The sequence below is a fragment of the Pseudomonas azotoformans genome, assembly GCF_001579805.1.
Taxonomy (GTDB): domain Bacteria; phylum Pseudomonadota; class Gammaproteobacteria; order Pseudomonadales; family Pseudomonadaceae; genus Aquipseudomonas; species Aquipseudomonas azotoformans_A.
On sequence record NZ_CP014546.1, the window covers coordinates 2,253,156 to 2,278,862 of the forward strand.

Genomic DNA, 25,707 nt, shown 5'->3' on the forward strand with positions numbered 1-25,707 from the left:
TACGTGATCCATAGCGTGGTGATACTGCTCTGGTTGGGACTCTGCGCGTTGCAGGACATGCGTCAACGGCAAATCGCCAACAGCTTGACCCTGGGGGCGGCGTTGTTGGCGTTGATCTACCTGGTGTGGACGGGTACGACCTGGTTGGGTGCGCCCGCCACCGATGGGGGCTGGGCCTTCGCCGTGGCGCTGTTGCTGACCTTGCCGGGGTATGCGCTGGGCCGCTTTGGCGCAGGGGATGTGAAGCTGTTGGCCGCCCTGGCCCTGGCGAGCAATCTGGATGCCTTATTGTGGTCGTTGATCGGTGCCGCCGTGTTTCAGGGCGCCTGGGTGCTTATCCATCAAAGGCTTAGCGCGCGCCGCGGGGTATCGTCACCGGGCGTGTCAACAAAGCAGCCATATGCCCCCTTTGTATTGACAGGGTTTGTGCTTTACTGGCTTTGGATCCATTAGTCGCAGAAGGCCTCTATCGCTATGTACATAGTCGGAAAGTAGGTCTAGGTTTATTGAGTGGATGCATAGGATTCTTCGTCAAAAAGGATAGGTCAATCTTTTGGCTTGCCAGGCATGGAGTAGCGCGTGAACAAGCTTACCTCGGCGGTGAAAGTGCTCGTGGTCGACGATCAACCGTTGATCGTTGAAGAGCTCTGCGAATTTCTTGAAAGCAGTGGTTACCGCTGCGTCCCGTGTGAGTCCAGCCGACACGCCTTGAAGCGCTTCAGCGAAGACGCCGAGATCGGCCTGGTGCTGTGCGACCTGCACATGCCGGACATGGACGGCATCGAGCTGGTGCAGGCCATGCAGAAGGTGGCGGGCAAGGCGCGGGCGTTCGAAGCGATCATGCTCACCGGGCGCGCCGACAAACAGGACGTGATCAAGGCCCTGCGTGCGGGGATCTCGGACTACTACCAGAAACCGATCAATCTCGACGAGTTGCTCGAAGGCCTGCAGCGCCAGGAAGCGGCATTGGAGGAGCGGCAGAAAGAACTGCAACTGGGGCACCTGAACCAGAAGCTGCAATACCTTTCCGAATCCATCAATGACCTGTACCAGGACCTCGACAAAGTGCGTCGCAGCCCAAGCGCCGGGTTGGCCGATGAGGCCGATCTGGTTGCCGAAGACGCCGGGCCGATGGAAATTCCGACCATCTTCAACCAGCTGTCACCGCGCCAGCTTGACGTTGCGCGCCTGGTGGGCAAGGGCCAGACCAACTACCAGATCGCCTGCGAACTGGGGATCACCGAGAACACCGTCAAGCTGTACGTGTCCCAGGTATTGCGCCTGACCCATATGCATAACCGCACCCAACTGGCACTGGCCTTGTCGCCGAGCAACTCGGCGATGCGCCAGCGAGTGACCGCCCATTGAGCGTCACTGGCTCTTGCCGCCTTTAGAACCCCCACCCGACTCCGATTCATAAAACTCCGGAATCGGGTGCTTGTGACTGTCCAGCCAACGCTGCAAGGACTGCTCCCGTTCCGCGGGCGTGGCCCTTTGCGGCGTCGGCGAAGCGGCCCGCCCATTGATCTGCAACGCCATCCAGTTTTCCGTTTCCGCCTGCTGCGGTGATGACGGGCCGGGTTCGATGGCCATGGCACCCAGTGGTAACAGCGCCAGCCCGATCAGGTAATGTGCTTTCATCGATCACTCCTTACTTGAGGCTCACCGGCAGGCCATCGCGAACTGTCGCGACTTTGCGCGCCGCCGTGCGGGCACCCTTGAGTTTTTCCGCACGGGCCTGGGCGTCCGTGACTTGCTCGCGGCTCAGGCCCAGTTGGCTGACCACTTTGGCCGCTTGCCCCCAGTCATCCTGATAGATCAACAGCGTTACCAGGTTGACGGCGGCCAACGGGTCGCCCTGCTTGAGTTCGATGGCGGTCATGAACTCAAAGCGAGCGTCTTCCACGCGCAATTGGTTGAGGTACACCACGCCCAAGTCATTGCGGATCTTTTCGTCGGTGGGCGCCAGCTGTGCCGCGCGTTGCAGGTGCGCCATGGCCAGTCCGTTGTCACCCTTGGCGACTGCCAACTGCCCCAGGGCCGTGCTCGCCTTCGGCGGTCATGCAGGTGCCGAGAAGGCTGCGGTACAGCGGCTCGGCTTCACTGCGCCCGAGCAGGCGGTACGTGCGGGCCTTGCGCTGACGCACCTGAGGCAAGGCGTCGGGCAGGTTCTGCAGGTTCGCCAGGCTGGCGTGCAGCTTGCCTTCGTTGGCTAAATCATCGGACAGGTTGAGCGCCAGTTCCTGCTCCGAACTCGGCTTGGCGCAACTGCCCGGCGAGGTCAGCGCGGCCCAGGGTGATTGGCCGTTGGTGGCGCAGCCGCCGAGCATCAGCAAGGCCATGCCGGCAATCAGTACTTTCATCAACGTCTCCTCAAAAATGGACCAACGCACGGGCGATGCCGATAAAGGCCGGGCCGCCGAGCACGATCAGCAACGCGGGAAACAGGAACACCATCATCACCACTGACATCTTTGCCGACATCTTCGAAATGTATTCCTGCAGGCGGGTCAGGCGGCGGTCGTCGAGCAGTTGCTTGAGCGCCAGCAAGGACTTCATCGCGCCGCCGCCCTGCTGGATCAATTGTTGGAGAATGATGCAGGTGTCCGTGAATTCATCCACCTCCAGCAAACGCGCGGTCTTGCCCAGTTCTTCGCCCAGCTCCAGCCCGGAGTCGACCCGCGCCAGGATCAGGCGCAATTCATGGGTGAGGTGAGGGAGCAAGCGTTGGGCTTCGGTGCCCAGTACGCGTAATGATTGTTCAACTGCCATGCCCGATTCGAAGAGGATGCGCAGCAGCGGAATGAAGGTTGAGATTTCTTTGGCGATGGCCTGCTGACGATGCCTGGCGGCGGCGGCCAGCACGCGTTTAGGTAGCAGGTAGCCGATGCCCAGGCCAAACAGGGGCGCAATCCAGGCGGGGTCCATGTCAGGGAAAAAAATCTGCTGGCCGAGAAAAGTCAGGCCCAAGAGCACGATCGGCAAGCCGATCTGAAAGGCCGCAAACAACGAGCGTTGGCTGGCCTTGCGCCAACCGATGCGGTTGAGCAGCACCTGGGTCTCGTTGTCCAGGCTGACCGAGCGCTGTGCCAGGCTGCTTGCGCCGAGTTGACGCAACAGCGTACCGAACTTGGCATCGCCACCCATGCGCCCTTGCAGGCGTTCAGCGACCTGGCGATCACGCCGGCGGTTTTCGAGCAACTGGCCGCCCACCAAGACCAGGGCGGCGAGTAACAACAAGGCACAGGCCAGCAGTGCCATCTCAGACACTCCTCAGCATGCGCCACATGAGCAAGGTGCCGCTGATGTCCATGGCCAGCGCGCTGAACAGCATGATGCGCCCCGTGCCGTCGTTCCACATGGTCATCAGGTAATCGGGATTGACGATGATGAAGTAGCCCACGATCAGTATCGGCAGCCCGCCGAGCACGTAGGCGGTCATGCGGGTTTCACCGGTCATGGCCTTGAGTTGACGGGCGCCCTGTTCCCGTTCGCGGATCATCTTGATCAGGTTTTCCAGCAGCTCACTGGCATTGCCGCCATAGCGGTGGTTGACCTTCAAGCCCAGGGCGAACAGGCGGAATTCGTCCTGTTCGTAGAACTCGGCAAAGTCGCTGACCGAGTCCGGCAGGCTGACGCCCATGCGCACGTTGCGCTGCACACGGCCCATGGCTTCCTTGAGCGGGTTTTCAGTGCTCTCGACGCCACCCAATACGGCATCGGCCAAGGTTCTGCCGGATTTGAGGCTGCGTACGCTGTGGTCAAGCAACTGCGGCAGTTGCTCGACCATGCGTTGCACGCGGCGTTGATAACGCCAGCTGATGTACACCCGCAGGAACAGGGGGGGCCCCACGATCATTGCGATCAGGCCCAAGCCATCGGCCAGCAGCCAGCCCAACAATGCGCCGATCACCCAGGCGCTCACCCACAGGCCAAGGCGGTCGGTGGGTTTGCCCAACCCGGCGCGCTGAAACATCCGTTCAAGGCCCGTCCACGTGGTGTTGACGTCCTGTGCTTCGGGCTGGCCCTGGCCGAGGCGTTCCAGTACGCGGTCGGTCTGGGCCTTGCGCAGGCCATGCTGAAGTTGCCAGAACGATAGGCCGATCAGCAGCAGGCAAACAATCAACAACACCGGTCCTATCATCACGCGCTCCCTATGACTGCAAGGCCGATTCACGGCGCAGTTTGTCGCCGGCCGGGTTGATGGCCTCGCGCAGGAAGCCGAAGCCGGTGCGCCGGTCCAGGCGGAACAGGGTGTTGGTGACATACACGTCTTCGCGCACGCCGACCACCTCCACCACTTCGCTGACGCAGCGACGGCCATCAGGCATGCGCGTCAATTGGATGATCACGTCCAGCGCAGCACAGATCATCTGGCGCAGGGTTTTTTCGGCGACCACACGGCCGGTCAAACCCACCAGGGTTTCCAGGCGCAGTAACGCATCCTGGGCATTGTTGGCATGCACGGTGCTCATGGAACCGTCGTGGCCGGTGTTCATGGCGGTCATGACGTCGAGTACTTCCACGCCACGGATTTCCCCGAGGATGATGCGGTCCGGGCGCATCCGCAGGGCGTTGCGGATCAGGTCGCTGGAACGCACTTCGCCATGGCCCTCGGCGTTCGGCGGACGGGTTTCCAGGCGCACCACATGGGGATGGCCCAGTTGCAGTTCGGCGACGTCTTCGATGGTCACCAGGCGTTCATGGGGGTTGATCAACTGGCTGAGGATGTTCAGCAGTGTGGTCTTGCCGGTGCCGGTGCCGCCGCTGATCAAGATATTGCAGCGCTTGCCCACGGCCTCCTGGAAGAACTCGAAGATGCTTTGATCAATGGTCTGCATGGCGACCAGGTCGCTGCTCTTGAGCATGTCCTTGCGGAATTTTCGGATCGACAGGCACGGGCCATCCAGGGCAATCGGCGGGATGATCGCGTTGACCCGGCTGCCATCGGGCAAGCGCGCATCCACCATCGGTGAGGACTCATCCAGGCGCCGGCCCAGCGGCGCGAGGATGCGTTGCATCACACGCTCCACGTGGTGGTCGTCGATAAAGCGCAGGTCACTCTGGTGCAGCAGGCCATCGCGTTCGATAAACACACGGTGCGGGCCGTTGACCAGGATCTCCGTCACCGAGGGGTCACGCAGCAGCACTTCCAGCGGGCCGAAACCGGTGAGTTCGTCGACGATTTCTTCGGCCAGGCGCTCCATCTCATAACGCGAGATCGCCAGGCGCATGCGCGTGATGTATTCGGAGACCTTGTCGATGACAAACTGCGCCAGGGACTGGCGCGTGCCTTCGAGCAGGTTTTTACCCGACTCCTCGATGGCGTCGATGATGTAGCGGTGCAGCACCAGCTTCAGGCCATCGTGATCGCTGTTGCCACCGGCAGTGCGGGCCGGGCCGCCAAACAGTTTTTCGCCGTTCATCGTCCTGACCCCAGGATGCGTTCAAACCAGCGCATTGAAGGTTTTGCCAAGCCTTCGGAACGCTTCGCCAGGCGCTCGCCCAAGGTGCGCACGGCTTGGGTCAAGGGTTCACGCGGGGCCAGGGCAAACAGGGTCTGACCCTGGTTTTTCACATTCAGGCGCAGCTCGGCGCTCAGGGGCAGCACAGCGATGCACTCAAGGCCGAAGCTTTTTTCCAGGGCTTCGGTGTCGGGTGCGCACGCCTTGATGTAGCGGTCCACCACCAGCTTGGCGTGATCGAGTTTCATGCCTTTTTCGCGCCAGCGGTTGAGTATCGCCAGGTTGCGGCGACAGTCCAGTACGCTCTGGTCGGTGCACCACAGCAGTTTGTCGCAGTGGCTGACAAAGGTGCGCAGGGCTTCGCTGTCGGGTTGCCCGGTAATGTTCACGACGATGTGCTGGAAATGTTGGCGCAGCGCACTGAGCAACATGAACAGTTCGGCGGCACTGGTGAGTTTGAGCGGTTCGTCACCGGTGGCGTAGGCCAGGATGCGCAAACCATCCAGGGCGGTGGTGAAGGCGCTGTTGATCAGGGTGGTGTCGAGGCGACGCAAATGCCGCAACGCATCACCGAAATTAAACGTGCTCTCCAGACCCAGCAAGGCCAGGCTGTCGCTGCGCGGCAGGCCGAGGTCGAGCAGCAGGGTTTGCTGCCCGCTTTTCTGTACGACCAGCGCCAGGTGGGTGGCCAACATTGCTCCATCGGCATTGCTCTGGGTGCCAAACAATACGGTCAGGCCGCCCAGCTGTGTGTTGGGCGTGACGGTGGGCAGGCGCTTGCTCAAGCGTCGCACCAGGCCCGCCACTTCACTGGAGCGCGAACCGTAGGCGACGAAATCGCGGGCGCCGGCGCGCATCGCATTCAGGACCAACTGGTTGTCCATGCCATCGCCCAGGGCGACCACGGCGAGCATCGGCTTGGCTTCCAGTGCGCCTTCGATGAGTGCGCTCTGGGCCACAACGTTTTCGCGGTCCAGGCCGACGAACACCAGGTTGGCGAAGGTCACGTCCACCAGCGCCAGCAGTTCGTCGAGGCTGCCGGTGCCGGCACTGACGACTTGGCCCAGGGGCGCCAGGGCGCCCTGCAGCCACTCCAGATCAGTGGTGTTGCGGGTGATGGCGAGAAAGGTCTGGCTCAGGCTATCGCTCATTGGGAAAGTCCACTGCGACGGTCGAAGTTGCCGTTTTCCAGGAAGAACAACCGATACCAGTTCGGATCATAGTTGCGCAGTTTTTCGCCCGGCAGGGAGGGCAGTTGCGCGTTGGCCGCCAGCGGTTGCACCAGATGCGGCGTGACGATCATCAGCAGTTCCTTCTCTTCGCGGCTGATGTTGGAGTCACGAAAAAATGCGCCTAGGATCGGGATATCGCCCAACCCCGGAAACTTGCTGATGGTTGAGCGGTTATTGGTGCTGATCAGGCCGCTGATCACAAAGCTTTCGCCATCGGCCAGGGACACGCTGGTGTCGGTTCGACGGACCGTCAGGGCCGGCACCTGGATGCCTTCGATCTGGACCGCGTTGCTGTAGTCCAACTCGCTGACTTCCGGCGCCACCTTGAGGGTGATGCGGTTGCGGTCAATCACTGTAGGGGTCAGGGTCAGGCGAATACCGAACTCTTTGTATTCGATGGAAATGGTGTCGCTACCGGCACTGGGTACCGGCACTGGCACCTCGCCGCCAGCCAGAAAGGAGGCACTCTGGCCGCTCATGGCCACCAGGCTTGGCCGTGCCAGGGTGTAGGCAAAACCGCTGCGTTCCAGCGCGTTGATCATGGCTGAGACACGACCGCCGCCAAAACCGATATTGAAGTTGCTGCTGCTGATTGCCAGGGCCTGGGTGGTGGGCGTGGGGAACAGCAAGTTGGGGCTGCCGAAAAAAGCGTTCTTTGCGGTGCCGAGGATCGTGGTGCTGGCCTCTTTGAGCTTGGTACGACTGACCTCGACAAAGCGGATATCCGTCTGCACCTGGCTGGGCAACAGCGGATCGTCCGACGGCGACAGCGACAAGCTGGTCAAGGCCGACGTCGCCTTGCCTTTGACGAACACCATGCTTTGGCGCGGCGTGCTGGCGCAGGCGGTCCAGACCATCAGGCTGGTGGCGCCGGACGAGACACCGGTCAGCAGAAAATTGCGGTCACCATTGACCCGCACATCGGCGATTCTCGGGTCGCCGATGGCCAGGCGCGTAATTGCCACTGGCGATTGCAGCTCTTGTTGCAGGCCTTCTCCCACCTCGACCACGGCGGGCAACTGGCCCAAGGCGCTGCAGTTGCCCGGCGCCGCCACGGCCATGCCGACCGGCAGGCTCGACAGCATCAGGGCCCAGGCCAGTTGCGTGAACAGGGGTGCGTAGCGATGGCTCATTCAAGGCATCCTTGCTCGATCACGGAGTTTGTGGCGCCGCTTGGGCGCCGCGAATCACTTCAATGCCACGGCGTACGCCGGGTCCAGCGGTGGAGGTTTGGGCGACACGTTTGGGCGGGCCGACCAGGGCCAGTTGGGTGAATTGGTAGAGGTCGCGGTTGGCGCTTTCCAATCGCTCTGACGCATCGCTTTCGCCGGCCCAGTAGCGGCTGAGCAGTTGTTCCTCGGCGCTGCGCACGGCCAGGCGCAACACACCGGCTTGGGCCGCGAGCATCAGGCGGCTTAACAATGGCTCCGGCACGGCCAGCACCACGGTGCGTGCGCCGGCTCGGCGTTGGGCAGCTTGGACGCGTTCTTCAGGCGTGGCCGGAGGAGGAACCGCAGGTTTGCCATCGTTGGCCAGGCCCAATTGGTCACCGACGCTGAGCAGGCGCATGGCCGGAAGAACGATCTGCGCCGACTGTTCGGCGTTGCCCGCATCTTGGCGCAGGAACAGCAGCACATCCACGTAGTCGCCGGGCGTCAATTGACCTCCGGCGCCGCTCACTTCATCCACCGCTACGGCCAGGGCGCGCTCGTTCGGGCGGATCATGCGTGCGAGTGGGCCGCCGGCGCTGAAGCTTTCTTCGGTGAGCCACGTGCCCGCGCCCAGCGTACGCAGGGGCGTGCGGCCGATGGCCTGGTCGAGTTGGGTCAGGCTGCCGGCGGGTGCGGTGAGCAGTTTTTCGACGGCCAGGTCGGCGGCGGTCAACGGAGTAAAGGCGGACACGTCATGTACCAGCACGACCACCGGTTGGCGAGTCTGGTCTTCAACGGCAGCGACGGTGTTATCAACGGAAACGACAGGTGCGGCAGGGGCGGCTACAGGCTCCGGTGCGCGGCTTAAAACAAGCCCCCAGTACCCGGCGATCAAGGCCCCGATCAGCAGCAAGCCGGCCAGGACCATGCTGATGCGACTGTTCATGACGGCTCTCCCTTTCCCGTTGCACTGCACACCCGCTTAATCCGAATGGGTTAATCCGCAACCTGGCTGTGATGAACATCTAACGATTTGGCTATTTGAAGGTAGCTCAGCTAGGACGAAATGCCATTACCCCAGGAAAAATTTATCTGAACTATAAAAGCAGCCTTTCAGGGTGCGGGTTTATGGCGTCAACTTTACGACTAATACTTTGTGATTAATCCGTTATTACAGTTGTGAGGCTGAGGTTTGTTGACAATGCTCTAGTAGCACGCCGCGATCATCTGGTACTAGAGCCGTTCCGGCTTCCAGTGGCGTTTTAGGGAGAAGTCTTATGTTCCTTGACCTGGTGTTGAAGCTTTATATCCAAACGCAACTATTTTTCAGCCGCAAAGAGGGAGCCTCAGGTATTGAGTACGCCATTGTCGTCGCGTTGGTTGCGCTCGTTATTGTGGGGGCAGGGACAGGGCTGGGAACTAAGATTAAAAATATCTTCACCAATATGACCACTAATATGCCGACCGGGACCTGATTTATCTGTGGTAGCCGTTATGATTATCCCTTCTTGAAGGTAATGCCATGAGCGCGTCCTCACGCCAGCAAATTCTATTGGTGGACGACGAAGAGGACGCCTTGATCGAACTCGCCGAATCCCTCGAAAACGAGGGATTTGTCTGTTTCACTGCCACTTCCGTCACCTTCGCCCTGCAAGAATTGACACTTCACCCGGACATCGCGCTGGTCATCACGGACCTGCGCATGCCCGAGGAAAGTGGCATTTCCTTGATCAAGCGCCTGCGCGAACACACCTCACGCTCACACCTGCCGGTGATTGTGATGTCGGGTCATGCGGAAATGGATGATGTGAGCGACATGTTGCGCCTGCAGGTGCTGGACCTGTTCCGCAAACCGATCTACCTGGTGCGGTTGATCGATACCTTGAACAACCTGTTTCCTCTCCCCAAAACCAGACTGTAGGCGCCTCTATCCCAGGCGCCTACAGGGTCCGGTTACAGCTGGTAGCTGAAACTCAACGAATACCGCGGCCGCCGGTCGTAGCTGTCCAACGCCACGTCCGACATCGGCTTGGCGACTTCCAGCGCGATGTTGTAGTACTTGGCATCACCAAAGCGCAGGCCCAGCGCCGCCGATGACAGGTCGTTGCCTTTGACCGGCACGTCGTTGAACCAGGTCTTGGCACGGTCGAACACCACGTAGGGTTGCAGAATCCTCACCCAATCGCCCGCGCGGTTGTAGCTGTAGTTGACCTCGTAGGCCAGGCCCCAGCCCTTGTCGCCGGTGCCCTGGTCATCCGGGTAGCCGCGGCCGAAGCTCTGCCCGCCGAAGGTGGCGCGTTCGCTGTCGGGCAAGTAATCGTTGCTCCAGTAGAGCGCGCCGGATAGCACGCCTTGCCAGTTATCGAACAGCTTGTTGCTCTGCACGCCGGACAGGCGCAGGCGGAAGAAGTCGAGGTCCTGCTTGAGGCCGCCGAAATCCGTGCGGGTCTTGGCGCCCAGACCATTGATACCTTGGTAGATGCCGCCGCTGATGATGCGCAACTGCGTGGTGTCGGCCTTGCGCCAGTCACCTTCGAATGCCAGGGCGCGCAGGTCTGTTTCCAGTTCAAAGCGTTGTGGGAAACCGTCGATCTTGTAGCGGTTGGTCTGGTCGACGGCGTAGAGGCGCGTGCCCAGGCTCAATGACTCGCTGGGCGAGGCGATAAAGGGGTGGCTGAGACCAATGGAGTAACGGTCGATTTCCTGGTGTGGCTTGAGTTCAAGGCCGTCGCCCAATTGCAGCCCGGTCTTGGGATCGGCGCGGTAGCGTTCGCCCGAGAGCGCAAGTTGGGTGCCCTCGGCGTTGATGAATTGGCTGTAGCTCGCTCGGTAGTAATGCTCTTTGTCTTCGCCCGGTGGGAACAGGCCGCTGACGCTCAGTTGTTCGCCCATGGACGTCCACGAGTTGCTGGTGGCGGTCAGCAGCGCTTGGGTGCCGCCGCGGTTGGCTTCATTGAGGCTCATGCTAGTGGTAAAGGGTTTGCGGCTGGCAGTGACCTGCATATGCGTGCCGCCATCGGTGGTGTTGGGTGGCGGCACCAGGGCTTGCACGGTGAGGCCAGGGATGGCGCTCATCAGCGTGGTGTAGCGTTCGAAGGTCTTGCGTGTAAGCGGGCGCTCGGCCTTGAGTTTTTCCGCCAGCTTGTCGATGTAGGACGAGACCGAACCGGTGTCGCCTTGCACTTGGTAATCGCGGATATAACCCTCTACCAACACCACTTGTACCAGGCCGCCTTCGAAGCGTTGTTCCGGCAGATAGGCATAGGACAGCAGATAGCCGTCCTCTTGGTAGCGGCGGGTAATGCTGCGGGTGGCTTCGATCAGTTGCGCCAGGTTGGTTTCATGGCCAATCAGCGGCTCGAAAACCTGGGCGACTTCCTTGAGCGGGTACACCGTGCCGCCGTCGATCTGCAGTTTGCGGATGGTCACTTTGGTATCCATCAGCAGCGGTTGCCCGGCGGTCGCCGCTGGCACCGAAACCTGGGTCGGTGTGGCGGCTGGTCGGTAGGCGTCGGCGGGCAGGTTGGGCACGGGCAGGTTGCGGATGGTGTCGTTGCTGTTGAGGAAACTGGGTAGGGTATCGGCGTGGGCGTAAGCACTGAGGGTGAGCAACAACAACGGCGTCAAAGCGCGCATAGGACACTCCATGGTCAAAATTGCTGCAGCGTTTCGCAGATTCCCGCCGGGCTCTGGGGGCGCGGTTCGGGGGACTTTCAGGGGTCGATCACTGACCAAAAAAAAAAGACGAGAGACTTAGTGGGGTCTCTCGTCTCAACCAAGCGTAGGCGCTGTAGGTGAGGCCGTCTAATCGGCCAGGTGCAATTCTATTTTTTGCCAGTCAGGCCACCCAACAGCCCGCCCAGAAGACCACCGTTCGCATTGGCGCCTGCCGAGGCACCGGCACCCACATTCAGGCCACCACCGAGCAGGCCGCCGCCGGTGTTGGTGCCGCCGGTGACCAGGCCGCCAATCGATGCCACGGTGCCACCCACTGCGGTCACGGTGCCGCCCAAGGCGTTGGTGACCGGGTTGGCATTGGTGCCGCTGATTTTGCCACCGAGGCTGCTGACGGCGCCGCCGACATTCGTGACCAGGCCGTTGACCGGGCCACCCAGGCCGGTGGCATTGCCGACGTTTTGGGTCAGGCTCTGCACGCCGCTGGTGACGGGGTTGAGTGCGTTGCCGATCGGGCCGGTCAGCCCGGCTACCGGTGCGCCTGCCGCCGTGTTCGGTGTGCCGCTGCCGCCCAGGAGAGTGCCCAGCGAGGCGACGGTGGTGCCGGCTTTGACGCCGGTCACGCCGGTCGCGCTGACCACGCCATTGGTGCTGCCCGCATCCAGGCCGCTGCCAGCGCCTGCGATGATGCCGCCGATGAGTTCAGGCAAGCCCAGCTGGTTAGTGCCGCCGCCGGTCCCACCGCCGCTGCCGCCACCATTGCTATCTGCATCCGGGTCGACATAACCACTGGCCTTGCCGACCACGGTGCCGACACCATTGAGCACGTCGCCCACGGCTCCGGTCACAGGGTTGCCGGTGCCGCCTGCGCCAGCGACTTTATCGCCGAGGCCGTCGACGGTATCGCCGACTTTTTGCAGCAGGCCGCCCACGGGCTTGTCGAGACCGGTGGCGGTGCCGACTTTACCGGTGGTGTTTTCCACCAGGGAGACCACCGGCACCAACACTTTCGCGCCTACGGTGTTGGTGACCGAACCGAGTGGGCCGGTGGTGCTGGCGGTGCTGAGGGTGTCGCCGAGCATGGTGACGGCATTGCCGACCTTGCCCACCACATTGCCGACGACCGGTGCAGCGCCGCCGACTACAGGCACGTTGCCCAGCAGGGTGGCGACGTTAGTACCGGTGACGGTCACGCCATCGCCCAGGTCGGAAACCCCGTTGGCCACGCCAGCGACGGTTTTGCCCAGTGCATTGCTGTCAGTGCCCAGCGAACCCAGGCCGTCTGAAAGGCCGGTGCCGATGCTGCCGACGGCGTTGCCGGTCGCGTTGACCAGGCCACCGGCAGTGGCGCCCACGATTGGCAGGCTGCCAAGGGTGGTGCCCAGGCTGCGGACGGTGCCGCCGAGGCCGGTCACGGTATCGCCGACGGTGTCGACCACCGTGGCGGTGACCAATGGCGTCGAGCCGCCGCCGGGGTTGGTGCCAGGGTCGGTGCCGCCACCGGTACCACCACCCGTACCGCCGCCTGCGCCAGCGCCGGCATCGGAAGATCCACCACTGTGATGCCCACCGCCACCGCTGCTGCAGCCGCCGAGTGCCAGTGCTACTGCCAGGGCCAGCGCGGTACTTGCTTTCCAAAACACGACTTGAGTTTTCATGATTGAGTTCCTTGCACCTGTACAACCTTGGTTGTCTTCAAACACTCGCTATTTCTGGGGATAGCGATATGTTTGTCCGTGTGGCTATAACAGCCCCGGCGGTGCGTTCGCTCAATGCTCTACTTGGTATTAACGATTTATATACGGCGCAGGTGTACCGTTTAAGTAACTAATACCAAGGGTATATGGCGAGGATGTATCAAGATGTATATGTGTTAATTATCAATGACTTGAATAGAAAAGCGGACTTTAAAAAGTCCGCTATAACTTAGGGTATATATATACAATTAATCGAGTTATTTCAGGTGATCGGCCGCCACTTGCCTACCATATGTTCAATATCGCCCGCGCCTTTCAACCACAACTCACCGCTGGAACCCGCGGCGCTGGCCAATAACGTCACTTCACCGGGCAGGCGCACGGGTTTTCTGAACTCGACGCTGATCTCGATATTGGCGGTGGGCAAGTGTTCGCCAAGGGCTGCGAGGGTGTGCGCCTTGTTCCACAACCCGTGGGCGATGGCCTGGGGGAAACCGAACAGCTTGGCGGTGATGGCGCTGAGGTGAATCGGGTTGTAGTCGCCGGCAACCCGTGCATAACGGCGGCCGATATCGGCGGGGGCTTTCCAGCGGGTCAGTTCGCTGACCTGGGTAGGGGAGGGTTGGGCGTCATCTTCGGGTTCGCCTTCCAGCTTTACGCCCCGGCACAGCATGCGGCTTTCGGCTTCCCATAGCAGACCGAGTGAGTCCTCGACGGTGGTGATCAGATCGAAGATTGCGCCTTTGGGGTGGGGCCTGAGATTTTGCGCGTGGACAGCGATGGACAACTCACTGACACCCCCCAGCGGGCGATGAATGCGGATGCGGTTACTCAGGTGAATCAACCCCAGCAACGGGAAGGGAAATTTTTTGTCGGTGAGCAGTTGCATCTGTAACCCGAAGGCCAGGATATGTGGATAGGTCGCCGGCAGGATCGGGCTCTGCGCAAAACCGCAGACCTTACGATACGCCGCCACCTGCTTGGGATCGATGCTCACCCGGCAGCGCAACCCCTGCTCGGGCAGTGTGTTGCCGGTGATCTTGCGTTTGAGCGCCGCGCGCCAATACAGCGGCAGTAGGGATGGCGTAGTGCCTAACGTCTTCCATTGCATGCTTATGCTCCCAAGAGGCTTTGCCCACACACCCGCAACGCTTGCCCGCTGACCGCACCGGAGCCCGGTTGGCCGAGCCACGCCACTGCTTCGGCGACGTCCTGCGGCAGGCCGCCCTGGCCCAGCGAACTCATGCGTCGTCCGGCCTCACGCAAGGCAAATGGAATATGCGCAGTCATCTGGGTTTCGATAAAACCGGGGGCCACCGCATTGATGCTGATGCCACGCGCCTTGAGCAGCGGTGCCCACGCTTGGGCGAGGCCGATCAATCCCGCTTTGCTCGCGGCGTAATTGGTCTGCCCACGGTTACCGGCAATGCCGCTGATGGAAGCCAGCAACACTACGCGGGCGTTGTCATGAAGGGTGCCGCTGTCGAGCAGCGCCTGGGTCAGCACTTGGGGCGCATTGAGGTTCACCGCCAGCACCGCGTCCCAGTATTCCGGGGTCATGTTGGCCAGGGTCTTGTCACGGGTAATCCCGGCGTTGTGCACCAAGATGTCGAGGCCATCGGGCAGGTGTTCGATCAATTGGCTGGCGGCATCTGCGGCGCAGATATCCAGCGCGACCGTGCGTGCGCCCAGGCGCGCCGCCAGGGCTTCGAGGTCGGCCTTGGCCTGGGGCACGTCGAGCAGGATCACCTCGGCGCCATCGCGGGCCAAGGTTTCGGCGATGGAGGCACCGATGCCTCGGGCAGCACCGGTGACCAGCGCCTTGCGCCCGGCCAGGGGCCGCGTCCAGTCCTCGACAGGTGTGGCGCAAGCTTCCAGGCGAATGACCTGGCCGGAGATATAGGCGCTCTTGGGCGAGAGGAAGAAGCGCAACACCCCTTCCAATTGATCCTCGGCACCGTCGCCCACGTAGAGCAATTGCAACACGCCGCCGTTGCGCAGTTCCTTGGCCAGCGAACGGCTGAACCCTTCCAGGGCGCGCTGGGCGCTGGCGGCGAAGGGATCGCTGAGGCTTTCCGGCGCGCGGCCGAGGATCACCAAGTGCGCGCTGTTATCCAGGTTCTTCAGCAGCGGCTGGAAGAATTCACGCAGCTGTTTGAGTTGATCGGTGTGTTGCAACTCGCTGGCGTCGAACACCACGGCCTTGAGCTTGGGACCGTGGCCGGGGATCCACGTCGATGTCTCGGTGCCGTAGGTATAAATCGCGTCGGTAAGCTTGTGGGCAAACGCCTGTACGTTGCCCGCCAGCGCGCCGCCGCTCAGCAGCAATGCACCTTCCACCGGACGCAGGCGCCCGGCTTGCCAGCGTTCCAGGCGTACCGGTGACGGCAGGCCAAGGGCGGCGACCAGGCGATGGCCGAGGCTTGAGTTGGCGAAGTCGATATAACGGTCAGACATGGAACGCTCTCCGAAGGCTGGGGTTCAAAGGGTTGACCACCCCGGGGTGGCACTCGTTCGATTGAGCCTAGGCTAGGCTGAATGATTCCACCCATAACCATAAGGGAGCTTTCCATGACTCAATTGCGCCGTGTGGCGATCATCGGCGGTAACCGCATTCCGTTTGCCCGCTCCAATGGCCCTTATGCCACGGCGAGCAACCAGGCGATGCTGACCGCCGCCCTGGAAGGCCTGATCGAACGCTACAACCTGCACGGCTTGCGCATGGGCGAGGTGGCCGCTGGCGCCGTGCTCAAACATTCCCGCGACTTCAACCTCACCCGTGAATGCGTGCTCGGTTCGCGCCTGTCGCCGCAAACCCCGGCCTATGACATCCAGCAGGCGTGCGGCACCGGTCTGGAAGCGGCGTTGCTGGTGGCCAACAAGATTGCGCTGGGCCAGATCGAATGCGGGATTGCCGGTGGGGTGGACACGACGTCTGATGCGCCCATTGGAGTCAATGAAGGCCTGCGCAAGATCCTGTTGCAAGCCAACCGCAGCAAATCCGTGTCAGATAAATTAAAAGTCCTGTTACAACTTCGTCCCCATCACCTCAAGCCGGAACTGCCGCGCAACGGCGAACCCCGTACCGGTTTGTCCATGGGCCAGCACTGCGAATTGATGGCGCAAACCTGGCAGATCCCCCGCGCCGAGCAGGACCAACTCGCCCTGGAAAGCCACCAGAAAATGGCCGCTGCCTACGCCGAAGGCTGGCACAACGATTTGCTCACCCCGTTTCTAGGCTTGACCCGCGACAACAACCTGCGCCCCGACCTGACTCTGGAAAAACTCGCCGCCCTCAAGCCGGCTTTTGAGCGCAGCGAAAAGGGTACGCTCACCGCCGGTAACTCCACGCCGCTCACCGATGGCGCCTCGCTGGTGCTCTTGGGCAGTGAAGCCTGGGCCAAGGAGCGCGGCTTGCCGATCCTCGCGTACTTGCGCGATGGCGAAGCGGCGGCAGTGGATTTCGTCAACGGTGCCGAAGGCCTGCTGATGGCGCCGGTGTATGCGGTGCCACGCTTGCTGGCGAGGAACGGTCTGACGTTGCAGGACTTCGATTACTACGAGATCCACGAAGCTTTCGCTGCCCAAGTGTTGTGCACGCTCAAGGCCTGGGAAGATGCGGACTACTGCAAGACACGCCTGGGTCTTGATGCCCCCCTGGGTGCCATCGACCGCAGCCGGCTCAATGTAAAGGGCAGCTCCCTGGCCGCCGGACACCCGTTTGCCGCCACGGGTGGACGTATCGTCGCCAATCTGGCCAAGTTGCTGGATGCGGCGGGCAAGGGCCGCGGGCTGATATCCATCTGTGCGGCAGGCGGGCAGGGCGTTACGGCGATCATTGAACGCTGAAACTGGCCTATTGGTTGCATTCTTGAGTGATCAACGGTCGGTAGCCCCTCCCACCGACGCGCTGATTGCCGTATAACGAGTGCCATACGCGTATTTGGTAATAAAGGACCCACAATAAAAGCTGATGAAGACTCCTAAACGCATTGAACCCCTGATCGAAGACGGTCTGGTCGACGAAGTGCTGCGCCCACTCATGAGTGGTAAAGAAGCAGCTGTTTATGTGGTGCGCTGCGGCAACGAATTGCGTTGCGCCAAGGTTTACAAGGAGGCGAACAAACGAAGTTTTCGTCAGGCATCCGAATACCAGGAAGGCCGTAAGGTCCGTAACAGCCGGCAGGCCCGGGCCATGGCCAAGGGCTCCAAGTTCGGCAAGAAAGAGACCGAAGATGCTTGGCAGAACGCCGAAGTGGCGGCGCTGTTCCGCCTGGCCGGTGCGGGCGTTCGCGTGCCCCAGCCGTTCGACTTTCTCGAAGGCGTGCTGCTGATGGAGTTGGTGGCCGACGAGTACGGCGATGCGGCGCCGCGTCTGAACGACGTCACGCTGGAACCGGACCAGGCGCGCGAATACCACGCCTTCCTGATTTCCCAGATCGTGTTGATGCTGTGTACCGGCCTGGTGCACGGTGACCTGTCCGAGTTCAACGTGCTGCTCACGCCGACCGGCCCGGTGATCATCGACCTGCCCCAGGCGGTGGATGCGGCGGGCAATAACCACGCCTTCAGCATGCTGGAGCGCGATGTGGGCAACATGGCGTCCTACTTCGGGCGCTTTGCCCCGGAGCTGAAGAAGACCAAGTACGCCAAGGAAATGTGGGCGCTGTATGAAGCTGGCACCCTGCACCCGGCCAGTGTCTTGACCGGTGAGTTTGACGAGCCGGAAGAACTGGCGGATGTCGGCGGCGTGATCCGCGAGATCGAAGCGGCGCGGTTGGACGAGGAGCGTCGCCAGGCGATCCGCGCAGCGGATGATGCGCCACCGAGCAAGGTGCCGGACGAGCCACCGCCACCGCCGTGGATGCAGTGATCTTTGGGTAGATGAAGATCAAAGCTGTGGGAGCGGGCTTGTTGTGGCGAGGGAGCAAGCTCCCTCGCCACAAGCCAGCTCCTACAGTTGTTTTGTGTACGCCTGGTCAGGCGCAACAGCTACCGGACGCCAACTCCTTGAGAATCGGACAATCCGGCCGATGATCGCCCTGGCAGTGCTCCACCAGGTCCTGCAAGGTATCGCGCAGTTGCCCCAGTTCCAGAATCTTCTGGTTCAGCTCATCGATATGCTGGCGCGCCAAGGCTTTTACGTCGGCGCTGGCCCGTTGCCGGTCCTGCCACAGGGTCAGCAGCTTGCCGACTTCCTCCAGTGAAAACCCCAGGTCCCGCGAACGCTTGATAAACGCCAGGGTGTGCAAGTCATCCTGCCCGTATACGCGATAGCCACTGTCGGTACGATGCGCGGCTTTGAGCAGGCCGATGGATTCGTAGTAGCGAATCATCTTGGCACTCAACCCACTCTGGCGCGCGGCTTGGCCGATGTTCATGGGCGCTGATCCTCCAGGTTCTTGGGCTTCCACGTCTTCAACAGTAACGCATTACTCACTACGCTGACGCTGGACAAGGCCATCGCCGCGCCGGCCAGCACCGGGTTGAGCAGGCCAAATGCCGCCAGGGGAATGCCGATCAGGTTATACACAAAGGCCCAGAACAGGTTCTGGCGGATCTTGGCGTAGGTCTTGCGGCTGATCTCCAGCGCGGCCGGTACCAGGCGCGGATCGCCGCGCATCAGGGTGATGCCGGCGGCGTGCATCGCCACGTCGGTGCCGCCGCCCATGGCGATGCCGATGTCGGCAGCGGCCAGGGCCGGGGCGTCGTTGATGCCGTCACCGACCATGGCCACCACGCCGGTTTTTTTCAACTCGGCGACGGTGGCGGCTTTGTCGGCGGGCAGTACTTCGGCGTACACATCGTCGATACCCAACGCCTCGGCCACCACGCGGGCGCTGCCGCGATTGTCACCGGTGAGCAAATGGCTGCTGATGTGCTGGGCCCTGAGTTGCTCCACCGCTTCCAACGCGCCGGGTTTGAGCGTGTCGCCAAAGGCGAACAGCCCAAGCACTCGGGGTTGTGGGCCTTGCTCGATCAGCCAGGACAAGGTGCGGCCTTCTGCCTCCCAAGCCTTGGCTGATTCGGCCAACCCGCCTGCGTTCAAGCCGCTTTCTTCCAGCAGGCGACGATTGCCCAGGGCCAGTTGCAGACCCTCCAGCGTGCCGGCGATGCCGCGTCCGGTCAGGGATTGGCTGGCCGTTACGTCAGCCACCTTCAGCCCTTTTTCATCACAGGCATCCAGCACGGCTTTGGCCAGCGGGTGTTCACTGCCCCGTTGCAACGCGCCGGCTTGCTGCAGCAGCAAGGCCTCATTGCCATCCACGGCCGCCAGGTGCGCAATTTTTGGCGCGCCGGAGGTGAGGGTGCCGGTCTTGTCGAAGACCACCGCGCTCACTTCATGGGCGCGTTCCAGGGCTTCTGCGTCCTTGATCAAAATGCCGTGGCGCGCGGCAACACCGGTGCCGGCCATGATGGCGGTTGGCGTCGCCAGGCCCAGGGCGCAAGGGCAGGCGATCACCAACACGGCGACGGCATTGATGATCGCGGTCTCCAGGGGCGCGCCATACAGCCACCAGCCCACCAACGTCATCAACGCCAGCACCAGCACGGCCGGAACGAATACCTGGCTGACTTTATCCACCAGTTTCTGGATCGGTGCCTTGGCGGCCTGGGCGTCTTCCACTAGGCGGATGATCCGCGCCAACACGCTTTCGGCACCGAGGGCCAGGGTGCGCACGAGCAGGCGACCTTCGCCATTGATGGCGCCACCGGTAACCTGATCGCCGGGTTGTTTCGGTACGGGCAGGCTCTCGCCACTGATCAGGGCTTCGTCGGCATGGCTTTGGCCCTCGACGACTTCACCGTCCACCGGGAAGCGTTCACCGGGTTTTACCAGCACCAGATCATTGAGTTTCAGGGCATTGATGGCGACCTCTTCTTCACGGCCTTCAATCACCCGAATCGCCCGCTCCGGACGCAAGGCTTCCAGGGCGCGGATAGCGCTGGCGGTCTGGCGCTTGGCGCGGCTCTCCAGGTATTTACCGAGCAGCACCAGGGCGATCACTACCGCCGAGGCTTCGAAGTACAGGTGCGGCGCCATGCCAGGGTGCGCCGTGAGCCATTCATAAATACTCAGGCCGTAACCGGCGCTGGTGCCGATCGCCACCAGCAGGTCCATATTGCCAGCACCGGCACGCACGGCTTTCCAGGCGGCGATATAAAAGCGAGCGCCAAAGATGAATTGCACGGGGGTGGCCAGGGCGAACTGCGCCCAGGCGGGTAGCATCCAGTGCAGGCCGAGCGGTTCCACCAGCATCGGCAGCACCAATGGCAAAGCCAGCAGGATCGCCAGCAGCAGCGACCAACGATCGCGGTGCAGACGCTGGGCTTGATTGGCGTCGGTGGCGGTTTCGCTTTGGGGCAGGGTGGCGGTGTAGCCGGCTTTGTCGACGGCGGCGATCAACACGCCGGGGTCCATCTGGCCGAGTACTTCGATATGGGCGCGCTCATTGGCCAGGTTGACGCTGACGCTTTGCACCCCCGGCACCTTGCCCAGCGCACGCTCGACCCGGCCGGCACAGCTGGCGCAGGTCATGCCGCTGATGGGCAGGTCAAAGGTGGTGGATCCATTCATGGGGCAGTCCTCCAAGAGAAGTTGCCCCTAGGATCAACCTTGACCTGTGGGGAAGGTCAAGCGCCTTCAGTATTCCAATTTGGCGGCTTTGAGATACATCCCATCCGGGCCCTGGGCAATGCGCAATTTGCGCACATCACCGGCCTTGAGCGTGATGTTCTGCGCCGGTGGCGCCAGCATCCCCGGCAGGCAACCAGGGGATTGGCCCGGCAGCAGCTTCAGGCGCAACGACAGATTGCCCGCCGGCAAGTTGAACGACGTAGCCTGCTCCTGGAACAGCCGGCCCGCGAGCTGGTCATTCAGGTACAGGCCGATTTCGCAGTTGGTCGGCACTTCCAGGCGTTCCCGGGAAATGATCAGCACCGCATAGTCTTCTGCGGCGAAGGCTTGGGGCGCAGCGGCCGACAAGCTCATCAGGCCCGCAAGGGCAAAAAACGACCAGCGCATGGCGAATGCTCCGTGGTGTGAATCAAAGATGGATGAAGCTTGGCCTTAGAAGCGGCCAAATACCAGCCCGGCAGAAGGTTTCAGAACTTGACCTTGCCATCGTGGCAAGGTCGAGACTGGGTTCAACCTCATCAAAGGAGTCATGTCATGCAAGTATTCAGCGTTGAAGGAATGACCTGCGGCCATTGCGTTCGAGCGGTGACCCAGGCCGTGCAGAGCAAGGACCCGGCGGCCAGCGTGAAGGTCGACCTGGCGGCCAAGGAAGTGGGCGTCGAAAGCCGTTTGTCTGCCGAGCAAGTGATCGAGGCGATCACCGAAGAGGGCTACAGCGCCAAGCTCGCCTGATACGGGTAAATAGTTAGCGAGCTATCGTGTTCAATGCACCCAAGCGCGGCTAGACTATCGGGCTGCCGTCTCACTTGGGTGCCCGATGAACCTTCGCATAATCCTGATTCTGGGTGCCTTGAGCGCCTTCGCGCCGTTGGCGATCGACTTTTACCTGCCCGGCTTCCCGGCCATGGCCAAGGCTTTCGCGACCGATGAAAAACACATCCAGCTGACCCTGGCGGTGTATTTCGCTGGCCTGGCCATCGGCCAATTGATCTACGGCCCACTGGCTGACCGCTTTGGTCGACGCGGCCCGCTGCTCAGTGGTGTCACGCTGTTTACCCTGGCTTCATTTGCCTGCGCCTTTGCGCCGTCCCTGGAGTGGCTGATCGCTGCGCGTTTTGTGCAAGCCCTCGGCGGCTGCGCGGGCATGGTGATTTCCCGTGCGGTGGTCAGCGACAAATGCGACGCGGTAGGCTCGGCCAAGGTGTTTTCCCAGTTGATGCTGGTCACCGGCCTGGCGCCGATCCTCGCACCGCTGGCCGGTGGTTTGATGGTGGGCATATGGGGCTGGCAGTCGATTTTCCTCGCCCTGTCGATCTTCAGCGTGATGGCGGCCATCGCCGTGGCCGTCGGGCTGCCGGAAACCTTCCCGGCCCATCAGCCGCGCCAGCCGTTATCCGGGTCGCTGCGTCGTTATGCGGCGCTGTTGTCGGACCGGGTTTACCTCGGCTATGCCCTCACCGGTGGTATCTCGATTGCCGGGATGTTTGCCTACATCGCCGGTTCACCTTTCGTATTTATTCAGCTCTATGGCGTGCCTGCCGAGCATTACGGCTGGCTGTTCGGTTCCAACGCTGCGGGCTTTATCCTGGTGGCGCAAGTCAATGCGCGGTTGCTGTCCAAGCGTGGCCCGGCGTTCCTGTTGTCGCGCAGTGTCTGGGTCTATCTGCTGGCCGCGTTGAGCTTGCTGGGTATTGCGGCGCTGCGCACTGACGCGTTGTGGCCATTGCTGGTGCCGCTGTTTATCTGCATCGCCAGCCTGGGCTGCATTTTGCCGAATACCTCGGCCTGTGCCATGAGTGGGCAGGGTGCAAGGGCGGGTAGCGCTTCGGCGTTGCTCGGTTGCATTCAGTTTGGCGTGGCGGCAGGCGCGGCATCGTTGGTCGGGGTTTTGCACGACGGCACGGCGATGCCGATGGCGATGGTCATCAGCCTGTGCGGTGTGTTGGCGGTGACGATTGCGATGTCGACCCAGCGCCTGCAACGCAAACGGGCCTTGCAGGCGCAGGTCTGAACAGCGGATCAGCCAGCGGCGGAGCGTTGCTGGCTGTTCGGAAAACGGTGAGGGGCCTGGATACGGGCTTGCAGGGTGTCGGCAAAGGCACGGGCCTCGGCCTCGGTGCGGAAGGTGAAGGCGTCCTGGTCGAGACGGACCTGCCATTTATTGCCTGCGGATTTTGCTAACGCTTTTATCAGGATTTTCATTGCTGACTTCCTCACGTAAAAGAATCGTGGCAAAGGCGGCCAATATAAACCCGAATACGCTCACAAAGATGACAAAGGTCAACTCTCTGACTAGCGGTGTCGTCCATTACCCACATGAATAATGGACGACCCTGACAGCTATTTTTTAGAAGCCTTCCAGCACGATCTTGCCCTTGGCCTTGCCACTTTCCAGCAGCGCGTGGGCACGGCGCAGGTTTGCCGCATTGATCACACCGAAGTGCTCACCCACGGTGGTTTTCAGGGTGCCTGCGTCGATCAGTTCGGCCACGCGATTGAGCAGGTTGTGCTGTTCGATCATGTCCGGGGTCTCGAACATCGAGCGTGTGTACATGAACTCCCAGTGCAGCGACAGGCTCTTGCGCTTGAGTTTGCTGACGTCCAGCGCCTTGGGGTCGTCGATCAGTGCCAGCTTGCCCTGGGGTTGCAGGGCTTCCACCAGGTGGTCCAGGTGATGATCGGTCTGGGTCAGGCTGGCAACGTGGGTCACTTGCGGGTGGCCGGCAGCTTTCAGCGCTTCGCTCAGCGGTTGGCTGTGGTCGATCACCAGGTCAGCGCCGAGGGCTTTGGTCCACGCTTGGGTTTCCGGACGCGAGGCGGTGCCGATCACTTTCAAGGCGGTGAGCTGGCTGGCTAGTTGAGTCAGGATCGACCCCACGCCACCGGCGGCACCGACGATCAGCAGGCTCTGGCCTTCGTCTTGTGTACCTTCCTGCACTTGTAGGCGTTCGAACAGCAATTCCCAGGCGGTGATGGCGGTCAGCGGCAACGCGGCGGCGTCTGCAAAACCCAGGCTTTTCGGCATATGCCCGACGATGCGCTCGTCCACGGTGTGCAATTCGCTGTTGCCGCCAGGACGCACCAGGGAACCGGCGTAGAACACCTTGTCACCGGCCTTGAACAGCGTTACGTCGCTGCCGACTGCCTTGACCACACCGGCCACGTCCCAGCCCAGTACCTTGGCGGCGCCATTTTCCGGGGCGACGTTCTGGCGCACCTTGGTGTCCACCGGGTTGACCGAGATGGCTTTGACTTCCACCAGCAAGTCACGCGGGCCGGGGACAGGCGCGGGCAGTTCGATGTCTTGCAGGGCGTTTGGATCGTTGATCGGCAGTGAGGCGTAGTAGGCGATGGCTTTCATGATGGCTCCAGGAAAAGGGGGATCAGGCGAGGAATTTCAGGCGCTTGAGCTCGAAGTGTTCGAGCACATCCGCGGCCTTGGCGCGAAAGCTCTGGATGTGCGCGCTCTGGTCGTGGTCGGCCAGCGCCGCGTCGTCGCTCCAGCGTTCGAGCATGTAGAAGGTTTCGGGGTGTTGCAGATCCTGGTGCAGGTCGTACTGCTCGCAACCGGCTTCCAGGCGCGTGGGCTCCAACAGGCCGCGCAGCAAGGTTTCCAGGGTGGCCTGTTGGCCGGGTTTGGCGATCAGCGTGGCAATGACGTTAAAGGCGGTGGACATATTCAACTCCAGACACGTGATGAACGGGATGCACAGATGATTGGCTATTTCCCGCGCAGATAAAACCCGCTAAAACTGCAGTCTGTTTCAACAAAACTTTGATAATGAGCGGAAGAGCATGCTGCGTTTTGATGATTTGCAGTTGTTTGTGCGTGCGGCAGACCTGGGTAGCTTGTCCGCAGCAGCCAGGGTAATGGACCTGTCGCCTGCGGTGGCGAGTGCGGCGCTCAAGCGCATCGAACAGCAACTGGGCACACGCTTGCTGGCGCGTTCCACTCGCAGCCTGCGCCTGACCGCCGAAGGCGAGGGCTTCCTGGAGTATGCCCGTGCGGCCTTAAGCTCGCTGGATGAAGGGCGACGCTTATTGGCCAGCGGGCAGGACCATGTCAGTGGTGTGCTGCAGTTGTCGGCCCCGTCGGATTTCGGACGCAATCAGCTGTTGCCGTGGTTGGATGAATTCCAGCGTGACTACCCGCAACTCACCGTGCGGCTGTTGCTGGGCGACCGGATCGCCGATCTGTTCCGCCAGCCGGTGGATATCGCCTTGCGCTATGGTGAGCCTGAAGACTCCAGCCTGATTGCGCTGCCCATCGCCCCGGACAATGTGCGTGTGCTGTGTGCGTCTCCCAGCTACCTCGCGCGTTATGGCGAGCCTCGGCACCTGGAGCAACTGGCCCAGCACAATTGCCTGCTGTATATGCTCGGCAGCCGGGTCCACGATCACTGGAGCTTTCACGACGGTAAACGTGAAATCAGCCTGACCGTCACCGGAGACCGCTTCAGTGACGATGCCGATGTGGTGCGGCGCTGGGCGGTGGCGGGCGTGGGCATTGCCTACAAGTCCTGGCTGGATGTGAGTACCGACGTGCTGGCCGGGCGCTTGCGCCTTATCCTGCCGGAGCTGCGGGGCGAGCGCACGCCGCTCAATCTGCTGTGTGCCCACCGCGCTCAACTGAGCAAACCCATTAACTTGTTGCGGGAAATGCTCGTGTCCCGTTGTGCGACATTGACCGGCCAGCTGCCAGAGCGATCCGGCACCACGTAAAGGACTCCATCAAAGCAGGAAATTTCACTCAGACCCTGTCCCTCTCTACGCTGTCAGACGCCATGGAACCGGCGGTTTGCGCCCCTATACTTTGGTGCCTACCTCAGCAGAAAAATAAATCGACAG

Annotated in this window: 26 protein-coding genes and 1 pseudogene; 9 read left to right on the forward strand and 18 right to left on the reverse strand. The window is 61.7% G+C overall.

What is annotated here, in order from left to right; genetic code table 11:
- Nucleotides 1-3 precede the first annotated feature (3 nt).
- A complete protein-coding gene (locus AYR47_RS10375) occupies nucleotides 4-453 on the forward strand; it encodes a prepilin peptidase (protein WP_061435165.1) in 450 nt (149 codons plus the stop codon).
- Between the two features lie 126 nt (nucleotides 454-579).
- Nucleotides 580-1,368, forward strand: coding sequence for a response regulator transcription factor (locus tag AYR47_RS10380; protein ID WP_061435167.1), 789 nt, complete (start codon nucleotides 580-582; stop codon nucleotides 1,366-1,368).
- Between the two features lie 3 nt (nucleotides 1,369-1,371).
- On the opposite strand, the gene AYR47_RS10385 is transcribed toward AYR47_RS10380, so the two are convergent.
- The 8 genes and pseudogenes from AYR47_RS10385 to cpaB all read right to left on the reverse strand — a co-directional run bounded on the left by AYR47_RS10385 (nucleotide 1,372) and on the right by cpaB (nucleotide 8,794).
- Complete coding sequence (locus AYR47_RS10385; protein WP_061435169.1) at nucleotides 1,372-1,641, reverse strand: DUF3613 domain-containing protein; 270 nt, start codon at nucleotides 1,639-1,641, stop codon at nucleotides 1,372-1,374.
- 10 nt (nucleotides 1,642-1,651) lie between these two features.
- A pseudogene (locus AYR47_RS10390) lies at nucleotides 1,652-2,363 on the reverse strand (tetratricopeptide repeat protein).
- A gap of 10 nt (nucleotides 2,364-2,373) precedes the next feature.
- Complete coding sequence (locus AYR47_RS10395; protein ID WP_033897324.1) at nucleotides 2,374-3,261, reverse strand: type II secretion system F family protein; 888 nt, start codon at nucleotides 3,259-3,261, stop codon at nucleotides 2,374-2,376.
- A 1-nt stretch (nucleotide 3,262) separates the two neighbouring features.
- Nucleotides 3,263-4,144 carry a type II secretion system F family protein gene (locus AYR47_RS10400; protein ID WP_061435170.1) on the reverse strand — a complete coding sequence of 294 codons (882 nt, stop codon included), beginning with the start codon at nucleotides 4,142-4,144 and terminating at the stop codon, nucleotides 3,263-3,265.
- 10 nt (nucleotides 4,145-4,154) lie between these two features.
- Complete coding sequence (locus AYR47_RS10405; RefSeq protein ID WP_033897322.1) at nucleotides 4,155-5,426, reverse strand: CpaF family protein; 1,272 nt, start codon at nucleotides 5,424-5,426, stop codon at nucleotides 4,155-4,157.
- The gene (locus tag AYR47_RS10410; RefSeq protein ID WP_061435172.1) at nucleotides 5,423-6,616 is read right to left on the reverse strand and encodes a pilus assembly protein; all 1,194 of its coding nucleotides are present in this window, start codon (nucleotides 6,614-6,616) and stop codon (nucleotides 5,423-5,425) included. The genes AYR47_RS10405 and AYR47_RS10410 overlap by 4 nt, the downstream gene beginning before the upstream one ends.
- Nucleotides 6,613-7,830 carry a type II and III secretion system protein family protein gene (locus AYR47_RS10415; RefSeq protein WP_033897320.1) on the reverse strand — a complete coding sequence of 406 codons (1,218 nt, stop codon included), beginning with the start codon at nucleotides 7,828-7,830 and terminating at the stop codon, nucleotides 6,613-6,615. Before AYR47_RS10415 ends, AYR47_RS10410 begins: the two co-directional genes overlap by 4 nt.
- A gap of 19 nt (nucleotides 7,831-7,849) precedes the next feature.
- Nucleotides 7,850-8,794: a Flp pilus assembly protein CpaB gene (gene cpaB, locus AYR47_RS10420; protein WP_033897319.1), complete on the reverse strand. Its 945-nt coding sequence runs from the start codon at nucleotides 8,792-8,794 to the stop codon at nucleotides 7,850-7,852.
- 331 nt (nucleotides 8,795-9,125) lie between these two features.
- Here cpaB and AYR47_RS10425 point away from each other — a divergent pair, with 331 nt between their 5' ends.
- Both AYR47_RS10425 and AYR47_RS10430 read left to right on the forward strand, forming a co-directional pair.
- A complete protein-coding gene (locus tag AYR47_RS10425; RefSeq protein ID WP_033897318.1) occupies nucleotides 9,126-9,323 on the forward strand; it encodes a Flp family type IVb pilin in 198 nt (65 codons plus the stop codon).
- Between the two features lie 47 nt (nucleotides 9,324-9,370).
- Entirely contained in the window at nucleotides 9,371-9,769 is a 399-nt protein-coding gene (locus AYR47_RS10430) for a response regulator (protein WP_016977027.1), read from the forward strand.
- 32 nt (nucleotides 9,770-9,801) lie between these two features.
- On the opposite strand, the gene AYR47_RS10435 is transcribed toward AYR47_RS10430, so the two are convergent.
- The 4 genes from AYR47_RS10435 to AYR47_RS10450 all read right to left on the reverse strand — a co-directional run bounded on the left by AYR47_RS10435 (nucleotide 9,802) and on the right by AYR47_RS10450 (nucleotide 15,677).
- The gene (locus AYR47_RS10435; protein WP_061435174.1) at nucleotides 9,802-11,484 is read right to left on the reverse strand and encodes a ShlB/FhaC/HecB family hemolysin secretion/activation protein; all 1,683 of its coding nucleotides are present in this window, start codon (nucleotides 11,482-11,484) and stop codon (nucleotides 9,802-9,804) included.
- Between the two features lie 188 nt (nucleotides 11,485-11,672).
- Nucleotides 11,673-13,181, reverse strand: a complete 1,509-nt coding sequence (locus tag AYR47_RS10440; protein ID WP_082781485.1) for a collagen-like triple helix repeat-containing protein — start codon at nucleotides 13,179-13,181, stop codon at nucleotides 11,673-11,675.
- A gap of 301 nt (nucleotides 13,182-13,482) precedes the next feature.
- Nucleotides 13,483-14,331, reverse strand: coding sequence for a MaoC/PaaZ C-terminal domain-containing protein (locus tag AYR47_RS10445; protein ID WP_061435176.1), 849 nt, complete (start codon nucleotides 14,329-14,331; stop codon nucleotides 13,483-13,485).
- A 2-nt stretch (nucleotides 14,332-14,333) separates the two neighbouring features.
- Entirely contained in the window at nucleotides 14,334-15,677 is a 1,344-nt protein-coding gene (locus tag AYR47_RS10450) for a 3-oxoacyl-ACP reductase (protein ID WP_061435178.1), read from the reverse strand.
- Between the two features lie 114 nt (nucleotides 15,678-15,791).
- On the opposite strand from AYR47_RS10450, the gene AYR47_RS10455 reads away from it, so the two are divergent.
- Both AYR47_RS10455 and AYR47_RS10460 read left to right on the forward strand, forming a co-directional pair.
- Nucleotides 15,792-17,069, forward strand: coding sequence for an acetyl-CoA C-acetyltransferase (locus AYR47_RS10455; RefSeq protein ID WP_033897313.1), 1,278 nt, complete (start codon nucleotides 15,792-15,794; stop codon nucleotides 17,067-17,069).
- Between the two features lie 124 nt (nucleotides 17,070-17,193).
- Complete coding sequence (locus tag AYR47_RS10460; RefSeq protein ID WP_016977033.1) at nucleotides 17,194-18,093, forward strand: PA4780 family RIO1-like protein kinase; 900 nt, start codon at nucleotides 17,194-17,196, stop codon at nucleotides 18,091-18,093.
- A gap of 106 nt (nucleotides 18,094-18,199) precedes the next feature.
- On the opposite strand, the gene cueR is transcribed toward AYR47_RS10460, so the two are convergent.
- From cueR to AYR47_RS10475, 3 genes are all read right to left on the reverse strand, one after another.
- Nucleotides 18,200-18,601, reverse strand: coding sequence for a Cu(I)-responsive transcriptional regulator (gene cueR, locus AYR47_RS10465; RefSeq protein WP_028615607.1), 402 nt, complete (start codon nucleotides 18,599-18,601; stop codon nucleotides 18,200-18,202).
- On the reverse strand, nucleotides 18,598-20,799 hold the full coding sequence (locus AYR47_RS10470; RefSeq protein WP_061435179.1) for a heavy metal translocating P-type ATPase: 2,202 nt from the start codon (nucleotides 20,797-20,799) through the stop codon (nucleotides 18,598-18,600). The genes cueR and AYR47_RS10470 overlap by 4 nt, the downstream gene beginning before the upstream one ends.
- 66 nt (nucleotides 20,800-20,865) lie before the next feature.
- Nucleotides 20,866-21,246 (reverse strand): hypothetical protein, encoded by a 381-nt coding sequence (locus AYR47_RS10475; RefSeq protein ID WP_016977036.1) that lies wholly within the window; start codon nucleotides 21,244-21,246, stop codon nucleotides 20,866-20,868.
- A gap of 147 nt (nucleotides 21,247-21,393) precedes the next feature.
- On the opposite strand from AYR47_RS10475, the gene AYR47_RS10480 reads away from it, so the two are divergent.
- Both AYR47_RS10480 and AYR47_RS10485 read left to right on the forward strand, forming a co-directional pair.
- Nucleotides 21,394-21,591, forward strand: coding sequence for a heavy-metal-associated domain-containing protein (locus AYR47_RS10480; protein ID WP_061435181.1), 198 nt, complete (start codon nucleotides 21,394-21,396; stop codon nucleotides 21,589-21,591).
- A gap of 85 nt (nucleotides 21,592-21,676) precedes the next feature.
- Entirely contained in the window at nucleotides 21,677-22,870 is a 1,194-nt protein-coding gene (locus AYR47_RS10485) for a Bcr/CflA family multidrug efflux MFS transporter (RefSeq protein WP_033897310.1), read from the forward strand.
- Between the two features lie 8 nt (nucleotides 22,871-22,878).
- Here the strand turns inward: AYR47_RS10485 and AYR47_RS10490 are convergent, their stop codons facing one another.
- The 3 genes from AYR47_RS10490 to AYR47_RS10500 form a co-directional block, all read right to left on the reverse strand.
- Nucleotides 22,879-23,061 carry a hypothetical protein gene (locus tag AYR47_RS10490; protein ID WP_010213424.1) on the reverse strand — a complete coding sequence of 61 codons (183 nt, stop codon included), beginning with the start codon at nucleotides 23,059-23,061 and terminating at the stop codon, nucleotides 22,879-22,881.
- Nucleotides 23,062-23,206: 145 nt separating this feature from the next.
- Entirely contained in the window at nucleotides 23,207-24,220 is a 1,014-nt protein-coding gene (locus tag AYR47_RS10495; RefSeq protein WP_033897309.1) for a zinc-binding alcohol dehydrogenase family protein, read from the reverse strand.
- Nucleotides 24,221-24,242: 22 nt separating this feature from the next.
- Nucleotides 24,243-24,536 (reverse strand): putative quinol monooxygenase, encoded by a 294-nt coding sequence (locus AYR47_RS10500; protein ID WP_016977041.1) that lies wholly within the window; start codon nucleotides 24,534-24,536, stop codon nucleotides 24,243-24,245.
- Nucleotides 24,537-24,654: 118 nt separating this feature from the next.
- Between AYR47_RS10500 and AYR47_RS10505 the strand changes: the two genes are divergently transcribed.
- Nucleotides 24,655-25,581 carry a LysR family transcriptional regulator gene (locus tag AYR47_RS10505; protein ID WP_033897308.1) on the forward strand — a complete coding sequence of 309 codons (927 nt, stop codon included), beginning with the start codon at nucleotides 24,655-24,657 and terminating at the stop codon, nucleotides 25,579-25,581.
- The last annotated feature ends 126 nt before the right edge of the window (nucleotides 25,582-25,707 follow it).

Excerpts from the sequence above, each read along its gene's own strand:
- cpaB (WP_033897319.1), bottom strand. The coding sequence starts at position 8,794 with ATGAACAGTCGCATCAGCATGGTCCTGGCCGGCTTGCTGCTGATCGGG.
- AYR47_RS10400 (WP_061435170.1), bottom strand. The coding sequence starts at position 4,144 with ATGATAGGACCGGTGTTGTTGATTGTTTGCCTGCTGCTGATCGGCCTA.
- AYR47_RS10425 (WP_033897318.1), top strand. The coding sequence starts at position 9,126 with ATGTTCCTTGACCTGGTGTTGAAGCTTTATATCCAAACGCAACTATTT.
- AYR47_RS10430 (WP_016977027.1), top strand. The coding sequence starts at position 9,371 with ATGAGCGCGTCCTCACGCCAGCAAATTCTATTGGTGGACGACGAAGAG.
- AYR47_RS10385 (WP_061435169.1), bottom strand. The coding sequence starts at position 1,641 with ATGAAAGCACATTACCTGATCGGGCTGGCGCTGTTACCACTGGGTGCC.
- cueR (WP_028615607.1), bottom strand. The coding sequence starts at position 18,601 with ATGAACATCGGCCAAGCCGCGCGCCAGAGTGGGTTGAGTGCCAAGATG.
- AYR47_RS10415 (WP_033897320.1), bottom strand. The coding sequence starts at position 7,830 with ATGAGCCATCGCTACGCACCCCTGTTCACGCAACTGGCCTGGGCCCTG.
- AYR47_RS10435 (WP_061435174.1), bottom strand. The coding sequence starts at position 11,484 with ATGCGCGCTTTGACGCCGTTGTTGTTGCTCACCCTCAGTGCTTACGCC.
- AYR47_RS10455 (WP_033897313.1), top strand. The coding sequence starts at position 15,792 with ATGACTCAATTGCGCCGTGTGGCGATCATCGGCGGTAACCGCATTCCG.
- AYR47_RS10485 (WP_033897310.1), top strand. The coding sequence starts at position 21,677 with ATGAACCTTCGCATAATCCTGATTCTGGGTGCCTTGAGCGCCTTCGCG.
- AYR47_RS10470 (WP_061435179.1), bottom strand. The coding sequence starts at position 20,799 with ATGAATGGATCCACCACCTTTGACCTGCCCATCAGCGGCATGACCTGC.
- AYR47_RS10500 (WP_016977041.1), bottom strand. The coding sequence starts at position 24,536 with ATGTCCACCGCCTTTAACGTCATTGCCACGCTGATCGCCAAACCCGGC.
- AYR47_RS10410 (WP_061435172.1), bottom strand. The coding sequence starts at position 6,616 with ATGAGCGATAGCCTGAGCCAGACCTTTCTCGCCATCACCCGCAACACC.
- AYR47_RS10395 (WP_033897324.1), bottom strand. The coding sequence starts at position 3,261 with ATGGCACTGCTGGCCTGTGCCTTGTTGTTACTCGCCGCCCTGGTCTTG.
- AYR47_RS10475 (WP_016977036.1), bottom strand. The coding sequence starts at position 21,246 with ATGCGCTGGTCGTTTTTTGCCCTTGCGGGCCTGATGAGCTTGTCGGCC.
- AYR47_RS10505 (WP_033897308.1), top strand. The coding sequence starts at position 24,655 with ATGCTGCGTTTTGATGATTTGCAGTTGTTTGTGCGTGCGGCAGACCTG.
- AYR47_RS10460 (WP_016977033.1), top strand. The coding sequence starts at position 17,194 with ATGAAGACTCCTAAACGCATTGAACCCCTGATCGAAGACGGTCTGGTC.
- AYR47_RS10440 (WP_082781485.1), bottom strand. The coding sequence starts at position 13,181 with ATGAAAACTCAAGTCGTGTTTTGGAAAGCAAGTACCGCGCTGGCCCTG.
- AYR47_RS10405 (WP_033897322.1), bottom strand. The coding sequence starts at position 5,426 with ATGAACGGCGAAAAACTGTTTGGCGGCCCGGCCCGCACTGCCGGTGGC.
- AYR47_RS10490 (WP_010213424.1), bottom strand. The coding sequence starts at position 23,061 with ATGAAAATCCTGATAAAAGCGTTAGCAAAATCCGCAGGCAATAAATGG.
- AYR47_RS10445 (WP_061435176.1), bottom strand. The coding sequence starts at position 14,331 with ATGCAATGGAAGACGTTAGGCACTACGCCATCCCTACTGCCGCTGTAT.
- AYR47_RS10480 (WP_061435181.1), top strand. The coding sequence starts at position 21,394 with ATGCAAGTATTCAGCGTTGAAGGAATGACCTGCGGCCATTGCGTTCGA.
- AYR47_RS10495 (WP_033897309.1), bottom strand. The coding sequence starts at position 24,220 with ATGAAAGCCATCGCCTACTACGCCTCACTGCCGATCAACGATCCAAAC.
- AYR47_RS10450 (WP_061435178.1), bottom strand. The coding sequence starts at position 15,677 with ATGTCTGACCGTTATATCGACTTCGCCAACTCAAGCCTCGGCCATCGC.